The sequence below is a fragment of the Paenibacillus sp. S150 genome (genome assembly GCF_019352175.1).
Classification (GTDB): Bacteria; Bacillota; Bacilli; order Paenibacillales; family Paenibacillaceae; genus Paenibacillus_AQ.
The window spans coordinates 182,909-199,403 of record NZ_JACBYI010000003.1 but is presented as its reverse complement, the minus strand read 5'-3'; the positions used below and the strand labels follow the sequence as shown (position 1 = coordinate 199,403).

The window sequence follows — 16,495 nt, the reverse complement described above, 5'->3', positions numbered from 1 at the left end:
CCTGGCTTCAGCAGCCAGCCTTACATCTGAAATCCGAAACAGCTGCGCTGTCCAGCCAAGGACGGCATAGCCGTTTTTTTGCTGCGCGTGCAGGGCATCTGACTGCATAACATCTTGAATAATTGGCAAACTAACTCGGATGTCCCAGAAAAATCCGGACGGAGGTGAAGCGGGTGGCGGATAAAAGCATCCTGGAGCTTATGAAGGAGCTGCTTGCAGAATGCAGCGATGCGGTATACCAGTCTATTAATGTGTACGGCCATGCCTGCATGCTGATCTATATGCCTTCTATTGTTGATACGCTCAGCCTGCAGGAGTTTGTCTCTACGCCGCTTAAATCGGAGGCGAATTCCGAGCCGGATTGGCCGGGGTTTCTGGAGCGTCTGGATCATGGCTCGGCTTTTGCCGTTCCCTATATCAAAGCCTATCAGGCAGATAGGGCAGTGGAGCTGGTTGTCAGCGGAAATGCCGTGCTGTCGGTTGATGGCCTGCCTTATGTGTATTATTTTGAAATCACCCATTATCAGAAAAGAACGGTTTCGGAATCACAGAACGAGTTGGTTGTTATAGGGCCGCAGGAGGCATTTATTGAGGATGTGCAGACGAATTTATCTCTGCTGCGGCATAAAATCAAGCATGCGGATCTCAAGACGAAGCATTTCTCAATCGGAAAATATACGAAAACAGATGTGTATCTCGTCTATATTGAAGGGCTGTGCAAGCCGGAAATCCTGACAGAGTTCACAGAAAAGCTTGAAAATATAACGATTGATGGTGTGCTTGGCATCAGCATTATAGCGGAGCAAATAAAGAAGGGACAGTACTCCCCTTTTCCGATATTTCAGTATACGGAGCGCCCCGATTCAGTGGCGGCCTCCTTGATGGAAGGGCGGGTGGGGGTGCTGCAGGACGGGACGCCTTCTGCATTGCTGACACCGGTTACCTTTTTTTCCCTGCTGCAGTCCTCAGAAGACTACTATCAGAGCTTTTACGCAGGAAGCTGGATTCGGCTGGTGCGTTTCTTTTTCTCCGTTGTCTCCATGCTGCTGCCGTCTTTATATGTAGCGATTACAACTTTTCACAGTCAAATTATACCTTCCGATCTGCTGCTTACGATTGCTGCGGCCAGAGAGAACATCCCGTTCTCTGCCTTAATGGAGGCCTTGATTATGGAGCTGACCTTCGAGGCGCTAAGAGAAGCGGGAACCCGTATTCCCAAGCCTGTAGGACAGACGGTTTCGATCATCGGGGGGATTGTTATCGGGCAGGCTGCAGTCCAGGCGGGAATTGTCTCGGCTCCCATGGTCATTGTTGTTTCAATCACAGGCATTGCTTCCTATATTATTCCCCATCTTGAGCTGGGCTTGACGTTTCGGCTGCTCCGGTTTGTGCTGCTCGTTTTTGGCGGAACCATGGGGCTCCTGGGAGTATTTGTTGCCGCTTTTGTCATTTACGCCCATTTGGCGAATCTCAAATCCTTCGGCACTCCTTATCTGCAGCCGGTTGCCCCGCTGGTCTTCCAGGACTGGAAGGACACCATTCTCCGTGTGCCGTCGTCTTTCATGACCAAACGAAGCACTTCGTTTACAAACAGTAAAAATGAAAAGAGGCAAAAACAAAAATGAAGCTTTTCAAGCTGATTCTGAGCCTTCTTCTTCTGCTGAATCTGACCGGCTGCGGGTCTAAAATAGAACTGGATAAACTGACCTTCATTTTTGGACTTTATATCGATGCCGGGGCAGAACCGGGAACGGTTGAGGTTTCGATCAGCTCGCCGCTGCCCAACCGCCTGCACTCCAGCATACAGGCGGGCAGTGGAGGGGGAATATCCCATTCCGTGATGTCGAAGACAGCCGCGAGTATTACGGAGGCCGTTATTTTAATTCAAAAGGACCTGTCCCGGAGGCTGGAGATTTCCCACATCAAGGTGGTTGTGCTGGGGAAGGAGTATGCCCGTCAGGGGATAGATGAGGCTCTGGACTGGTTCAAAAGGCAGCCGGAAATTCCGCTTGGAACTTATGTTATGATGGCGCCGGGCAAAGCGAAGGAGATTACCCGGTTATCGGCTATATATGAGCAATTGCCGGATCAGATGCTGATGAATTTTTCGGAAGAGAATCTTATGTATGCGACTACGGTCAGGGACTGCTTGCTGGCGGAGTCTTCGAATATGGGCTATGCGATGAATTACTTGTCATTTGGACAGAAGAGCGAGGTTGCCGAGGACGGAAAACCTGCCTATTGGGCGGGGATTCAGGGAGTTGCACTGTTCCAGAATGCAAAGCTGCGAAGCACCTTGCCAATCAAAGAGAGCAGGGCACTCGCTTGGGCTGGCGGCAATCTGGCGGGACATTTGGCTCTGCCCGAGTATATCGTTAAATGGGACGAAGAAGGGGCGGGCGAAGCCACCGCAATGTTTTTAAGCAACAAATCATCAATAAGTGCTGAATTAACGGAGGAGGGGCCGGTATTCTATGTCAAGCTGAAGGGAAATGCAAGCATTACTAACTTCAAAGACTCACGGGGGCGGAATTCGATTGATCTCAGTCGCGTTATCAAGGAAAAGCTTCAAGAAGCCGTGGTCAAGGATGTTTCCGGGTCACTCCGTGATTCACAGAAAGCAGGGGTGGATGTCCTGCAGCTCGGTATGCGGGTGGAGTGGAATTATCCCGGGGAATGGAAAAAGCTCAGGGAGCGCTGGGAAGATTATTATGCGCATGAGGCACAAATCAAGGTTACGGCAGCTTTCAAAATCCAGGACTTTGGCTCGTCAAAATAAAGGAGGGAAAAGGAGGAGTTATGCATACATCGAAGTGGCAGTTATTCAGGTTCAGCCTGGTCTATTTCAGTTCGCAGACTACAATTTTTCTCATTCCTGTTCTTGTGGAAAGCTCCGGCTACCAAGGCTGGATTGCGCTGATTGGCGGCGGCATTTTAAGCCTGTTCATTCTGTTCTTCACCATGCAGGTGGGCCGGCTGAAACCGGAACAGGGCTGGATTGATTTTGGCAAAGAAATTATGGGGAAATGGGTACACCGGCTGATGGTGCTGCTGCTGCTGTGCTGGTGCATCTACTATGCTTCTTATGATATTGAGAACTTTGTCCTGTTTTTTGGTTCCAATTATATGCGGGGAACTCCGCCTATATTTATTCAAATCGTAATAGGACTTGTAATCATGTACACTGCAACGCTGGGGGTTTCTACAATTATCTATATGGCAGAAGGCATCTTTCTGATTTTTTTTGCAGCTTTGCTGTTCTCTGCCTATCTGTTTTTGCCCTATGCTGAATTTGCGATGCTTCCTGCGTTCCTGCATTATCATGATCCCGGCACCGCATTCAAGGATTCGATTTCTGTGGCATCGTGGTTTGCGGAGTGGGTAGTGTTTCTTTTTGTGGCGCCGGAACTCAAAATCGGAACCAAAATGCTGAAAAGGCTGGCGGCTTCCGCGGTGTGCCTTTTGTTTGTCGTATTATTGGGCTGGATGCTGACCATGCTGAATTTCGGCCCGCATCTGGGCAAGGAGCTTCACTACCCGTTCCTGGAGATGATCCGCAGCTCCTCCCACCACAATATTCTCGGAAATTTGGACCCTATCCTAATTGGCATCTGGTCCGCGTCTATGTTCATTCACGGGGCTTTTCTGATCTATATTGCCTGCAAATGCGCCCTGCACCTGACGAAGCAAAAAGGAAAAAAATTCATGAGTCCTTTCCTGACGGCGTGCTCCATGACAATCGCCTATTTATATTCGCGCAATATCACAAGCTACCTTCATGATTTCAGCTCCGATCTGGTTATTTATCTATGGCTCGTTGTCGAGTGCATCCCCGTGTATTACTTCATTGCTGCAACCCTCCGTGTCAAATTCCGTCCGGACGCCAAATGATTGCTGCGACTTATCTATTATAAATTGGAGGCGCTTTCTGGTATGATTAAGCTTCAGTACATACCCTATTATGAAACGGATGGTGTTATTCTTCATGATGCTTCAGGAAGCTGCCGCACGGATAGATGCGATCAGAGACAATCTGGCCAAGGTTATTGTCGGGAAAGCGGAGGCGGTGGATCTGCTGCTGGCCGCCCTGCTGGCTAACGGTCATGTGCTGCTGGAGGATGTGCCCGGCACGGGAAAAACATTGCTCGCCAAAACCCTGGCGCGTTCACTGGACTGCTCCTTCAAGCGCATACAGTTTACTCCGGATCTGCTGCCCTCGGATCTTAGCGGGATCAATTACTATAATCAGAAGACAGGAGAGTTTCAGTTCCGCCCCGGCCCGGTATTTGCCGGCATTTTACTCGCTGATGAGATCAACCGCGCCACTCCCCGCACCCAGTCCAGTCTGCTCGAATGCATGGAGGAGCGTCAGATTACCATCGATGGTGTGACACATGAGCTGGAGGCTCCGTTCCTCGTGATTGCGACCCAGAATCCGGTGGACAGCCAAGGGACTTTTCCGCTGCCCGAAGCACAGCTGGACCGGTTCCTGATGCGGATTACGGCAGGCTATCCGACCTTTGAAGAGGGGGTTCATATCCTTCAACGGTTCCGCGGAAGCAATCCGCTGCTGGATACGGCTGCGGTTGCGACCGGGCGGGAGATTCAGGAGCTGCAGCGGCTTGCCGCTGCCGTTACCGTCAGCGATGACCTGCTGGGCTATATGATCAGCATTGTTGAAGCGACTCGCAAAGCTCCGGCAGTCAAGCTGGGCGCAAGCCCCCGTGCCGGATTTGCGCTGCTTCGTGCTGCCCAGGGCTATGCGCTCATCCGGCAGAGAGATTATGTGCTGCCCGACGATATCAAGGCAGTGGCTGTTCCCGTGCTCGCCCACCGTCTTCTATTGCAGCGCGGCCCGGGTTCACGGGAGGGACAGGCCGCCGGGCTTGTACAGCAGGTGCTTCGCGAAGTGGAGGTTCCGGCTGAACAGGCACCGGCTTCAAGAGGTGGAAGGGTGGAGTAGATGATGACACTGCCTTGGTTCATTATCAGCACATTGCTGCTGATGATGTTCATCTCTGCGGTCTACCAGCGGAATGCGCTTAAGAAGGTGAGCTATACCCGCTATTTCTCAGCTCAGGCCGTGTATGAGGGAGACATGGTGGAGATGGTGGAAGAAATAAGCAATGGCAAGCTTCTTCCGTTGCCCTGGCTGCGTCTGGAGTCCAGCATTGCCGCCGGCCTGGAATTTGGAAGCCAGGAGAATCTGGGCATCAGCAGCGGAGACATCTATCAGAACCATGTCAGCCTGTTCTTTCTGCGGTCTTACCGCCATATCAAACGCACCCACAGGGTCCGCTGCGGGAAGCGCGGCCTGTTTCGCCTGGATACAGCAACCATGACCACCGGGGATTTGTTCGGACTTAGCCGAAGCACCCGTACCTTCCCGCTGCAGCTGGAGCTGATGGTCTATCCGGTGATGGCGGATTTGTATGAGCTGCCGCTACCGATTCACAGCTGGCTGGGCGAGCTGCCCGTCAAAAGATGGATTGTCGAAGATCCGTTCCTGACAGCAGGCACCCGTGAATACAGTCCCGGAGATTCCCTGGGGTCGATCAACTGGAAGGCCACAGCCCGCACCGGACAAATGCAGGTTCACAAAAAGGACTATACCGCTGATTCCCGGCTTGTCATCTGCCTGAATATGGAGATCAGCGACTCTATGTGGAGAACGGTGACAGATGTGGAGCGGATCGAGCTGGGCATCAGATATGCAGCCACGGTAGCCGATTACGCAGTCGGCCATGGCATCGAAACGGGTTTTCTCAGCAACGGAAGGCTGGACGGAGAAGGTGCGCACGAGCCTGTACACGCTGAGCCAACGGGCCGGCTGGAGGACATTCTCGGGCTGCTGGCCAGGCTGAATCTAGACAGAACCGTTCCTATGAGCAGGCTGCTGGAGCTTGAAGCGGATAAGGGAATCCGTGACATTGATTATCTGATTATTTCCTGTCACCGGGGGGCTGAGCTTCAGCAGGCAGCGGAGCAGCTGCGGCTGCCCGGAAACGGCGTGGAGTGGCTGGAGATTCCGGGTGAAGGGAGGGACAGTGCATGAAGCCAGATGCTTCGGGGTATTTGAAAGCAACATTGCGGCTATGGTTAGCCTGTATCGTGGAATGGCTGCTGTTCCTTCCGGTCTGGATATTGCTGCAGGTGTATCTCCAGTCGGGGAACGCTATTCTGCCCTGGGTCTATAGCTTGCTGCTCGTGTCGATGGCGGGCGCACTCCTGAGGCAGTGGTGCAACCGGAAGTGGAAGCAGCTGCTGGCGGCGCTTGTGCTGGGTGTGCTGGCGGGAGTTCTGGCAGGGGCGTTTATGCTGCAAGAAATCCCTTTATATGCCGGCGCTATCCTATGCGCTTATCTGGGCACGACTGCTGCTGCCCGGGGCGGCAAGCTCGGAATGTATGTGTCCGGCATCGCGTTATATTTTGCGGCCACCATTGCCTTTGCCCGAATTCCGGTGCTTCAGCCGAGTGTCGGCATATTAACGTGGAGCGGCAGTTTGTGCCTGGTTCTGGCCTTGCTGGATTCCAACACCAGCCACTTGCGCTACAGCTCATTCTCTGGTGCCGCTTCCCCTTTGCCCGGGGGATTGCGGCGGCATAACCGGCTGTTTGTGCTTTTGTTCATAGCCCTGGCGGCGGTACTGGCGGCTGGTGCAGGCAGAGCATTGGGACTTCTGCTCTGGCATGCTGCACGGGCCATTGCCGGCTGTCTAAGCAAGCTGTTCTCCGGCTCCGCGGAGCCGGAGCAGCCGCAGGAGGCTCCGCCGCAGGCGATGCCTGAGCTGCCGCCGGCGGAAGCCCGTGAGCCGGGAATGCTGGCGATGATCCTTGATGTTGCCTTTTATGCCCTTGGAACGGCAGCGCTGCTCACAATCCTTTATTTTGCGCTCCGCTGGCTGTACCGCAATACAGGCGGATTATGGCGGAGATTCATCGGCTCCCTGCTGTCCCTGCTCCGCAGAGAAGCCCCCCGGGACACCGCTGCTTATCAGGATGAAGAGAAAAGCATCTTTACCTGGGAGAAGACGGTTCAGGGCGTCCGGGATTATTGGCGGAGCCGGCTGGCTGCTGTTTCCAGGCGGGACCGCTGGGAGGGGATGAATGGGGGACGCGAGCGGACCCGCTGGCTGTACCGCCATTGGCTGAATGCGAAACGGGCCGGAGGATATACGCCTAAGAGCTATCTTACGCCGCAAGAGACCGCGGCGGATGTCCAGGAATGGACTGAGGACGGGAAGCGCCGGCGCAAGGGGGAACGGGAGGCTGCAGCCGCACCGCCCGATGAGCTGCTCCGGCTCTACAATCAGGCCAGATACGGGGCAGCCGAGCCTTCGGAGGCGGAAGTGGCGCTGCTGAAGGAAAAGCTGAAATTGTAACCGCGTCAGCGTTAATGGCAGGCAAGCTGATTTCCTGCTGCACCGGGTCAGAAAACCAGACGCAGGAGCATCAGCGACAGGATGCCCGCAATTACGGTTCCCAGCAGACTGCGCGTTTTGACAGCCACCCAAAAGGTGGGCAAGGCGGCGATCAGCTCTGCATTGGCAGACAAGGCGGTGAACCTGCCGTCCGTGGTGAGCAGCTCCTGGGCAATCAGAGCGGACATGACTGCAATCGGCACATGGTTCAGCCAGCGCAGTCCCCAATCGGGCAGAGTGAGCCGGCTGAGCAGCATCAGCGGCAGCACCCGGGGGAGGAAGGTAACCAGCGCCGCTCCTATTATAATGAAAAGGATATCCGGTCTTATTTCCATCGTTCGATTAACACTCCTATCATTGAAGCGGCTATTGCAGCGGCAATCACACCCATGCTGGGCGACCACAGAACCGAAACGCCGACGGCAATCACGACAGCGGCAGCCCCGACGAGGATGTCGGTCACAATTTTGTTCCTGCTCTGGATGGTCAGCACCAGCAGGCCTATGAACATGGCGGGCAGGGCGAAGTCAAGGCCCCATTGCTCCGGATTTGCAATCCATTGGCCGAAAAAGGCGCCGGCGACATTGGCCAGCAACCAATTGAGGTAGGCGGTCAGATTCAGGCCGTGCATCCATTTTTCACTGATGGCTTTGGAGCTGGTGCTGCGCTGGATGGCTACGCCGAAGGTTTCGTCCGTAAGCAGTCCGCCAATAAGCATGTTGCGCAGCGGGGTCAAATGGCGGAAGTAAGGCGAAAGCGCCGCGCTGAGCAGCAAGTGGCGGAGATTGACCAGCAGAATGGTAAGCACAATGCTGGTCGCCGTACTGCCGGCGGCAATCATCCCGGCAGCGATAAACTGGGCGGAGCCTGCATAGAGAATGATGGAGATCATGGCAATTTCGGCAACCGAGAGTCCGGCTGTCTTTTCGACCACTCCGGCGGCGAAGCCGATGCTCAAATAACCGAGCAGAGTAGGCAGGCAGTCCCGGACCCCCTGCAGAAAAGTATCCTGTGCGTCTTCCCGGTTTGAAGCGGCAGCAGTTTCCGCCGGGACGTGTTCAAGCTTCAAGGCTGATTCCTCCTGTATAGAGGGCTCTTCCGCACTCAGAATCATCTGAGGCGGGAGGGCCCTCTGCAGTTTTACAGATTTTTATTTAATAGAGCACCAGTACCCCGAAGCCTTCCAGGCTGTAGGAGCCGGAGATTGCCTCACCGGTAAGCAGATCGGTTTTCCGGTGCCTGATCTGGAGGGCTGCCGGTTCTTCACTGTAGTTCAGCAGGAAGGCATAGCTGGCATTTTCGTTTTTGCGGATTTGCAGTTCAACTTCTCCGGGCAGCTCCAGCCAATCGGCGGCAGGGGATTCCAGGCTCAGGCTGTCTATAATTTGAAGGGCTGCTTCCGCGTTAAATACGGCTCCGTAATACCATACCTCGCCTTTGCCGCGTCTGTTTCTGGTGACCGCCGGTTTGCCTGCGTAATAATCGGAAGCGTACGTGCCCATAACCTCCACGGTAGCCGCTTCGACCTGCAGGACATCGTTGAAGGCATCAGCCCCGGTCAGCGTCCCGGACGCATTGCCCCAGCGGATGGAGGTCGGAAGGCGGGTGCCTTTGACCATGGTGAATTCTTCAACGGTGATGCCGCAGAGGTCTTTGGCCGCGCCGGGAAAAGGCCGCATATAACAATGTCCGCGAGTGTCCTTGTATCCTGTGCGGCAGCCAAAGATCAGCTTTCCGCCTTGCTGCACATATTGATCGAGCAGCGACGCTGTTTCATCGCTCAGAATCGCCGGGTGGGGATAGACCAGCACCTGATAGGGAATCAGATCTTCGAGAGTGGTTTTACTGCGCATGTAGATGACATCATTCGGGATATGCCGCTTCTGCAGCGCCTTGAACCATTCCTTGTTGCTCTGCCACATGAACGGTCCGTACCATACATCGTACTCACCGTCCCATTCATTGTCATAATCACGGAGAATGGCGATGTCCGCTTGGGAGCGTGTGCCGGCAATGTGCTTGCCGGCTTCGGCCAGCTCCCGGCCAATCCTTGCCGCTTCCCTGACCCTGCGGTTCGGCTGATTGTGATAATCATTGAGGCCATGCCAATAAATTTCATTGCCCACCGTTGCGGTCCGCCAGCGGAAGTAGAGCAGCTTATCGGCTCCATGTGCGATGGACTGATAGGTCCAGAGCCGCATCTGGCCCGGCTTGGGTGAAGGCATATCCATCCGGTTGACCCAGCCGCCCGGGCCGGACTGCTGCTCCATAATGCAGAAATTCGGGCTGACCGAGCGGACCACCGACAGCGAGAGGCTCCAATTCCGGTCCTGCAGCGGGTCGGCCTCACCCGCATCATAATAAATGCTGGAGAACTGCGGATAAGAGTCGTAGCTGAAAAAGTCAAGGTGCTCATCGGTCAGCTCATGGCTGTCCAGATGGCCGAATAAGCCGTTGGTGGTCACCCACTGGGACGGCGCCAGCCTGCGGATAATATCCGCCTGGATTCTGGCAAAGGAAATCGTATTATCCGAGATAAACCGCTTCTCATCCAGCGCCTGATGCGGGTTGGGCTGGTTGAACGAAGGGGTGGGACGCGGCAGAAAGACCTGTGACCAGCTGTTGTAGGTCTGATTCCAGAAGACGGTTCCCCAAGCCTCATTCAGCTTCTCCAGCGTCCCGTACTTGGCCTGCACCCACTCGCGGAAGGCCAGGTGGTCGCTCTCCGAATAGAACACATTGATCTCGCAATTCAGCTCGTTGTCAATTTGCCAGCCAACCACGCCCGGATGAGTGCCGTAATGCTGTGCAAGCTGCGCGGTAATTCTGGCGCAGAGCTCGCGGTACTTGGGGCTGCTGTAATTATAATGGCGGCGCATGCCATGCTGCAGGGTAACTCCATCATAGGTAACATTGAGCACTTCAGGATAACGTTCGGTGAGCCATGCGGGCGGTGTGGCAGTCGGAGTACCCAGAATGACCTTAAGCCCATAGCTGTGAGCCAGACCGATAGCCCGGTCGAACAAATCAAACTGAAAGACGCCTTCCTCCGGCTCAAAGAAGGACCAGGCAAATTCGGCTATCCGGATAATTGTGAATCCGGTTTCAACCATCCGCCGGTAATCGTCGGCCCACAGCTCCTCGGGCCAGTGCTCAGGGTAGTAGCATACGCCAAGCTCGAATTCTGTCGTGGCAGGAATATTCATTGTCAGCCTCCAAGTGTAAAAATATGCTTTAAGAACTTTTCAAATCTATTGTATTATCAGGTATATGAATTCTCATATAACATAATATTGCTATTGTATTACTATATTGCGTGCATGGTTTTTATAAGATGAAATTGAAATACAGATGAAAAGGCTGGATTAAGGAGGACATCAGATTGAACAAGCAATGGGTTTTGCCGGCACCGGCATATAAGCATTATGTCTGTTATCCGGAATTTATCGGACATTATACAGATTTCCCGCAGCATGCGGAGCGGAGAAGTGAAGGGCTGCTGAACAGCTATAATCTGCATCTGGTTTTTGGCGGGGAAGGGTATGTTTTTCAGGAGGGCGAACGGATTCCCATGGGACGGGGCAAAGGGTTCCTCTTCCCGAAAGGAGCCTATCAGCAGTACGGCTCCGATCCGCTTCAGCCGTGGGAGGTGCGCTGGATGCATTTTGGCACAAGCATCTCGCTGCCGCTGCTGGAGGAGGCGGACCAGTCGCGCGGCTACTTTTTTACATTCGATCCCGATGCAGGGCTGATCCCTGTCTTCGAAGAGATGTACAGGCTCAGCGCTTCCTTCGAAACCTCCAGTGAACCCAGGTTTTCCGCCCTGCTCTATGAAATTCTGGTTACGCTGCTGCAGAACTCGGAACCGCTGCATGGATCGGTCCCGCTGGAGATCAGACACTCCATTCGCCGTACTGCAGACCTGATCCGTCTTGAGTGCGAACGCCCGTGGACGCTGGAAACCATGTCCAGGCTTGCGGGCTACAGCAGCTATCACTTTCTGCGCCTGTTCCGCACGGTTATGGGCAAGACCCCGAACCGTTACTTAACAGACTGCCGGCTTGCCAGAGCGAAGCTGCTGCTGGTCTCCACCGCGCTTTCCGTCTCGCAAATCGCATTGGAGACGGGCTTCCGGCAGTCCAGCTATTTCATCAAGGTCTTCAAACAAACGGAGGGCATGCCGCCGAGCCAGTACCGGAGGGCTTTTAGCTCCTGAACAGGCTTATATAACAAATAGGTTACAACAACCTGCCAAGAGTTACAGTTTGGATACACATCCCAGTCTTGGTGCAACTATAATAATTCTAGCAAAATTACCTGGGGGGAAACAATGAGAAGCTATAAAAATACATATGCGGCGCTGCTCATCAGCACTTTTGTTATTGGGCAACTGGCTGGAGGTTTGGCACCCGGAACGGTACAGGCAGCGGCAAGCACCACAAATGCCGCGGCTGCCGCGGCTGCCAAAGTTAAGCCTGTGCAAATGGGGGCCGGAGTTACGGCAACTGTCGAGAATGTGAATATATGGACACAAACGGGCGGGAACATTCTGGCCTACACTCTGAATTATGCCAATGCAGGCTCCGCCAGCGCTAATCTGCTGCACTATTTCTCACGCGTGGTCACACCGGGAGGTTCAGTCATTCCAGGCACTCCCGTAACGGCAGATGCGCTGAAGAAGAAGGTAGGAGCCAGAGCAAGCCTGCGGGTGACGTACTACGTCAATATCGGGCAGACCAAGTCGCTTCAAGGCGTGAAGATTGCGATGCATGTCTGGGACCCCAAGGCCAAAGGGTATCTGCGGCAGGCAGGCACCTTTGCGCTTCCGGCAAATTATTCAAACACAGTGGCAAGCGGCAAAGCCCTGGACACGGCAATGAATGACATTCCCGTCACAGCGGCGGCGGAATCCCTGCAGATATTCAAATACGGCGGAAAGGTGTATGCCAAGGCAGGATTAAGCCTGACCAACAAAGGCAGCAAGGTGCTCTCTGATCCCGGTTACACGGCTTACCTGGTCTCGGCCAGCGGAACCGTCTTTGAACTGGCGCTGGGCAGTACTGAGGCCGGCTACAAAATTCAGCCGCAGGAAAAAAAGAGCATTTACTACCTGGCGGAAATTCCGGCCTATCTCAACACCGCGAACATGAAGCTGCAGTTCACGCAGATGGATGAAACCCTGAAGCTGGAGCTTCCCGGAGCCTCCTTTAGGCTTCCGGCAGCGACAAGCCCCAATCTGGTTGTAGGCAATGGTGCTGTTAAGAAAATTATGCTGGACGGCAACGCCATAGAAACCAAACTCGGCAATGCCTCGGTCTATGCCGATAAGGCATCGGCGGCCTGGTCTTTTCAGCTTGAACTGAAAAATACCGGAAACAAAGCGGTTACCCTGCCTGCCTATGAGCTTGCTGTCAAATCGGCAAAAGGGACCGCTTTCCCGGTGAGTGCCAAAGCACTGAACGGGATTACGCTGCGGCCGCTGGAGGTTAAAGTGATTCCGCTTACCGCCCAGGTGCCGCTTGAGGTCGAGCAGAACACCTTGCAGCTGCAAATGATCGAAGCGGTGGGACAGGCCGGGGAGCAGGCTTCAGGCAGCACTGGCGCAGCCGGCGCCGAAACCGCTGCGGCCAAGCTGACTTTTCCAATAGCCTATTTTACAATCCCGTATACCCTTCGGGCAGATATCCAGAAAGGGCAGGAATATAGAACTACTACCCCTTACGGAGCCTTCTCTTACAGCCTGCAATCGATACAGCGCTATCCGTGGAAGGACGACGATATTGTTGTTGCCAAAGTCAACCTGACGAACACCCAGAATGTCACGCTGTCCCTGCCGGAGCTGAAGGGCGCGCTGAAGATGGATAATCTGGACGTAACCTCTTCCACGGAGCTGCTGATGGATAAGGAATCCGCCGAGCTGGCACCCGGTAAAACCGCAGAAATCTATATTCTTGCCAAAATTCCTTATGCCGAAAGCTTCGATGCGCTGAACATCAGCATGTATACAACAGCGAACGAAGAGAAGCTGCCTTTTCTTGCGCTCAGCACGAGCAGTGCCTTCAATGATATTCCGGCAATCGAACGCGGAGGGAGCTACACGGTTGCAGGCAAAGGCAAAAACGCCAAGGTCCAGGAGAGCAGAACCACCGTCTATTCCGGCAATGGAAATTATAAAATTGTCTACACAGAGCTGCTGGTAAGCAATGAGGAGAAAAGACAAAGCTCGCTTGCCCGCCTGCAGGCCTATTATAAGACGACCGGCGGCCAGTTCTACGAAGCGGAGCCTGCACAGTCCGCCAGTCCGGCAGCGCCGGGAGGGAAGCAGCTTGTTACCTTCTGGGCCAAAATTCCAAAGACAGTGGCAACGGCGGATATCTCGCTGTATCTGGGACCGGGAATCATCGGCAGCAGGCTTAGTGCAGCCGGGGAGGAAGCCACAGGATTTATCAATGTTGCGTCACTTCAGCTCGCGCCGCAAAGTGTCACACCGGCACAGGATTTGTCCGGAATCTCTCTATATCCGTATGTCCTGACGGTCCTCAGCTCCGACGGCAAGATTACAGAAGGCAATGACACCATCAGCATCGTGCTGAATTACAATCTGATGCAGGACCGCACCTATGATACGGAAGCGCTGAGCCATAAGCTCATTGTAAAAATCACAGATCCGTTTGGGCAATCGCAGGAGAAATCGCTGACGCTCGGCACCGATCTTACTGAAGGGGACAATAATACCTACTCGACGGCCATCAGCAGAAGTCTCTACAAGCAGCTTGGCGGCGGCACCTACAAAATAACACTGTATGACGAGTTCCAGGGTGAGCGGATTGAGCTGGGCCACCAGTCTTACTCCCTGTCCTATGAGGCGCTGCCGGTCACTCAGAAAGAGAAAGAATAAGGTCCCATCTATCACAGGAGAAGAAGGAGCAGCCTCCATGTTGCGAGTCGAGAAAATTACACATTCCTTTAAAACCGGCAACGAATGGACCAAGGTACTTCATGAAGTCAGCTTCGCGGTGAAGCAGGGGGAAATGGTCGCCCTCCTGGGCAGCTCCGGTTCGGGCAAATCCACACTGCTGAATTTGATGGCAGGACTGATGAAGCCCGCCGAAGGTCATATTTTCATCGCCGATCAGGATATCGTGCTGATGGGCGAGAACAAGCTTGCCGAATTCCGGCGCAGGCATATCGGATTTATTTTTCAGGCGTATGAGCTGATTGCCAGCCTTACCGTCCGTGAGAACGTGGAGCTGCCGCTGGTCTTTCAGTCCGTATCCCCCTCGCTCCGCAGACAGAAGGCGCTGGCTTTGCTGGAGCAGGTGGGGATACCCGACAAGGCTGACCAGTTTCCTTCGCAGCTGTCAGGCGGACAGCAGCAGCGTGTAAGCATCGCCCGGTCTCTGATTACGGAGCCTTCGGTTATTTTTGCGGATGAGCCTACCGGGAACCTGGATTCCAAAACGGAAGAGGAAATTATCGGCATTCTGCTGAAGCTGAACCAGACGATGAAAACGACATTTATTGTTGTAACCCATGAACAGGAGGTGGCGGAGCAAATGCAGCGCACCTTCTCGCTTAAGGACGGGTATTTGATTCATGGGCAGCACACGGAGGCTAAGCCACCATCCGCAGAGGAGGGAAGCCTGTGAAACTCAGGGATATCTCCCGTATGGCCTGGGACCAGGTCAAGCGGCGCAAGGTGGTTACCGGCCTGTGCATGACCGGGATTTCCATCGGCTGCGCCGCCATAATTGTAGCGCTGAGCATTGGACAATCCGCACAGGTCTATGTAACCGATGAAGTGAACCGGAATTTCAAAATGGACGAAATTACCGTCTCTCCGGGCGGCGGTATTCCATCACCGGGGGGAAGCGGAGGGGATACGGCGGCAGAGACCGGCGGCAGTCTAGATCCGGGCAGGCTGACCTTCCAGAAGCTTAAGATCATCCAGGGCCTGAACCATGTTGTTGCAGCGGCCCCTTTTGAAGATGCGGGCTACAGGCAGATGATTACGGTTGACAATAAGATTGCCGACATACAGGTGATTGCAACGGATCTGCGGATGCTTGCCAAATTTGACAAGACCTTTAAACAGGGCGGCGTTTCGGATGTGCCGGAAATGGTTGTGCTGAACTACGGCGCCACTCTCGGTTTAATTGATATAGAAACACGGCAGAACATCTACGACCGGATGAGCTCCGATCCGTTTAATCAGGAGGTCTCGGAACAGTACAGCAGCCTGATGCTGCTTCCGACAGAGATGTACCGCCAGCAGGTTCAGCTGCAGGCCCAGGATTACAGCAGCTCTTCCGGGGGAGCGGTCAAGCTTAGCTCTCCGCTGCAGGTAGGCGGCATTCTGGCCAATCCTTCCGGAATCAGTGATCAGCGCGCCACGTATGAGAAGATCATGTATGTGTCGCTGGAGACGGCGGCACAGCTGCAGCAGGAGCTAAGCTTCGGAGATGTCTCCGCGGCTCCGCCGCTTGAAGAGGGGAGCTACAACTCCGTCACCGTGAAGGTAGACAGCATCGATAACATCAAACAGCTGGAGGCGCTGATCCAGAAGCTGTCTTTGTCGACGAACGACAACCTGTACCAGCAGGATCAGCTTAAAGAGACCTTTGATATGCTCAAGATGGCGGCGCTCGGCATCGGTGTGTTCATTCTTGTCATAGCCTCCATTTCAATTATCGTGGCTATGACCATGTCCACACATCAGCGCCGGCGGCAGATCGGGATTATGAAGGTGCTGGGGGCCAACATGCGGCAGATCCGCAACATGTTCATCACCGAGGCGGCTCTGCTCGGACTGCTCGGCGGAATGCTGGGTGTGCTGTTCTCTTATCTGATTGTAATGGCGCTGAACAAGCTCGTGGGCAGTGCAGGGGAAGGCTTGAATTTCTTTATTCCGCTTATGACGCTTCCAATCGGGCTGGCGTTTGCCATTATGACCGGTGTGCTGTCAGGAATCTACCCGGCCATCAGCGCCTCAAGAACCGATGCGCTTACAGCGATCAAGAGGGACTAGCCCTGAAGGCATACATTAGCGTATTTCCAGTTGAAAGGAAGCCAA

13 protein-coding genes are annotated in these 16,495 nt (G+C 54.2%); 10 read left to right on the top strand and 3 right to left on the bottom strand.

The window, feature by feature from the left end:
• The first annotated feature begins 164 nt into the window (after positions 1-164).
• From HYD27_RS05300 to HYD27_RS05275, 6 genes are all read left to right on the top strand, one after another.
• Positions 165-1,625: a spore germination protein gene (locus HYD27_RS05300; protein ID WP_375373893.1), complete on the top strand. Its 1,461-nt coding sequence runs from the start codon at positions 165-167 to the stop codon at positions 1,623-1,625.
• Positions 1,622-2,779, top strand: coding sequence for a Ger(x)C family spore germination protein (locus HYD27_RS05295; protein WP_219212282.1), 1,158 nt, complete (start codon positions 1,622-1,624; stop codon positions 2,777-2,779). Before HYD27_RS05300 ends, HYD27_RS05295 begins: the two co-directional genes overlap by 4 nt.
• A gap of 20 nt (positions 2,780-2,799) precedes the next feature.
• A complete protein-coding gene (locus HYD27_RS05290) occupies positions 2,800-3,891 on the top strand; it encodes a GerAB/ArcD/ProY family transporter (protein WP_219212279.1) in 1,092 nt (363 codons plus the stop codon).
• 94 nt (positions 3,892-3,985) lie between these two features.
• Positions 3,986-4,963 (top strand): AAA family ATPase, encoded by a 978-nt coding sequence (locus HYD27_RS05285; RefSeq protein WP_219212277.1) that lies wholly within the window; start codon positions 3,986-3,988, stop codon positions 4,961-4,963.
• Positions 4,964-6,055 carry a DUF58 domain-containing protein gene (locus HYD27_RS05280; RefSeq protein ID WP_228744989.1) on the top strand — a complete coding sequence of 364 codons (1,092 nt, stop codon included), beginning with the start codon at positions 4,964-4,966 and terminating at the stop codon, positions 6,053-6,055.
• Complete coding sequence (locus HYD27_RS05275; RefSeq protein WP_219212276.1) at positions 6,052-7,383, top strand: DUF4129 domain-containing protein; 1,332 nt, start codon at positions 6,052-6,054, stop codon at positions 7,381-7,383. The genes HYD27_RS05280 and HYD27_RS05275 overlap by 4 nt, the downstream gene beginning before the upstream one ends.
• Positions 7,384-7,430: 47 nt before the next feature.
• Here the strand turns inward: HYD27_RS05275 and HYD27_RS05270 are convergent, their stop codons facing one another.
• From HYD27_RS05270 to HYD27_RS05260, 3 genes are all read right to left on the bottom strand, one after another.
• Positions 7,431-7,757: an AzlD domain-containing protein gene (locus HYD27_RS05270; RefSeq protein ID WP_219212274.1), complete on the bottom strand. Its 327-nt coding sequence runs from the start codon at positions 7,755-7,757 to the stop codon at positions 7,431-7,433.
• The gene (locus HYD27_RS05265) at positions 7,748-8,491 is read right to left on the bottom strand and encodes an AzlC family ABC transporter permease (protein ID WP_228744988.1); all 744 of its coding nucleotides are present in this window, start codon (positions 8,489-8,491) and stop codon (positions 7,748-7,750) included. Before HYD27_RS05265 ends, HYD27_RS05270 begins: the two co-directional genes overlap by 10 nt.
• Positions 8,492-8,576: 85 nt before the next feature.
• Complete coding sequence (locus HYD27_RS05260; RefSeq protein WP_219212270.1) at positions 8,577-10,628, bottom strand: beta-galactosidase; 2,052 nt, start codon at positions 10,626-10,628, stop codon at positions 8,577-8,579.
• Positions 10,629-10,804: 176 nt separating this feature from the next.
• On the opposite strand from HYD27_RS05260, the gene HYD27_RS05255 reads away from it, so the two are divergent.
• From HYD27_RS05255 to HYD27_RS05240, 4 genes are all read left to right on the top strand, one after another.
• Positions 10,805-11,638 (top strand): helix-turn-helix transcriptional regulator, encoded by an 834-nt coding sequence (locus HYD27_RS05255; protein ID WP_219212268.1) that lies wholly within the window; start codon positions 10,805-10,807, stop codon positions 11,636-11,638.
• A 114-nt stretch (positions 11,639-11,752) separates the two neighbouring features.
• Positions 11,753-14,320, top strand: coding sequence for a hypothetical protein (locus HYD27_RS05250; protein ID WP_219212267.1), 2,568 nt, complete (start codon positions 11,753-11,755; stop codon positions 14,318-14,320).
• A 37-nt stretch (positions 14,321-14,357) separates the two neighbouring features.
• Positions 14,358-15,071 (top strand): ABC transporter ATP-binding protein, encoded by a 714-nt coding sequence (locus HYD27_RS05245; RefSeq protein ID WP_219212265.1) that lies wholly within the window; start codon positions 14,358-14,360, stop codon positions 15,069-15,071.
• Positions 15,068-16,450, top strand: a complete 1,383-nt coding sequence (locus HYD27_RS05240; RefSeq protein ID WP_219212263.1) for an ABC transporter permease — start codon at positions 15,068-15,070, stop codon at positions 16,448-16,450. The genes HYD27_RS05245 and HYD27_RS05240 overlap by 4 nt, the downstream gene beginning before the upstream one ends.
• Positions 16,451-16,495: the final 45 nt, after the last annotated feature.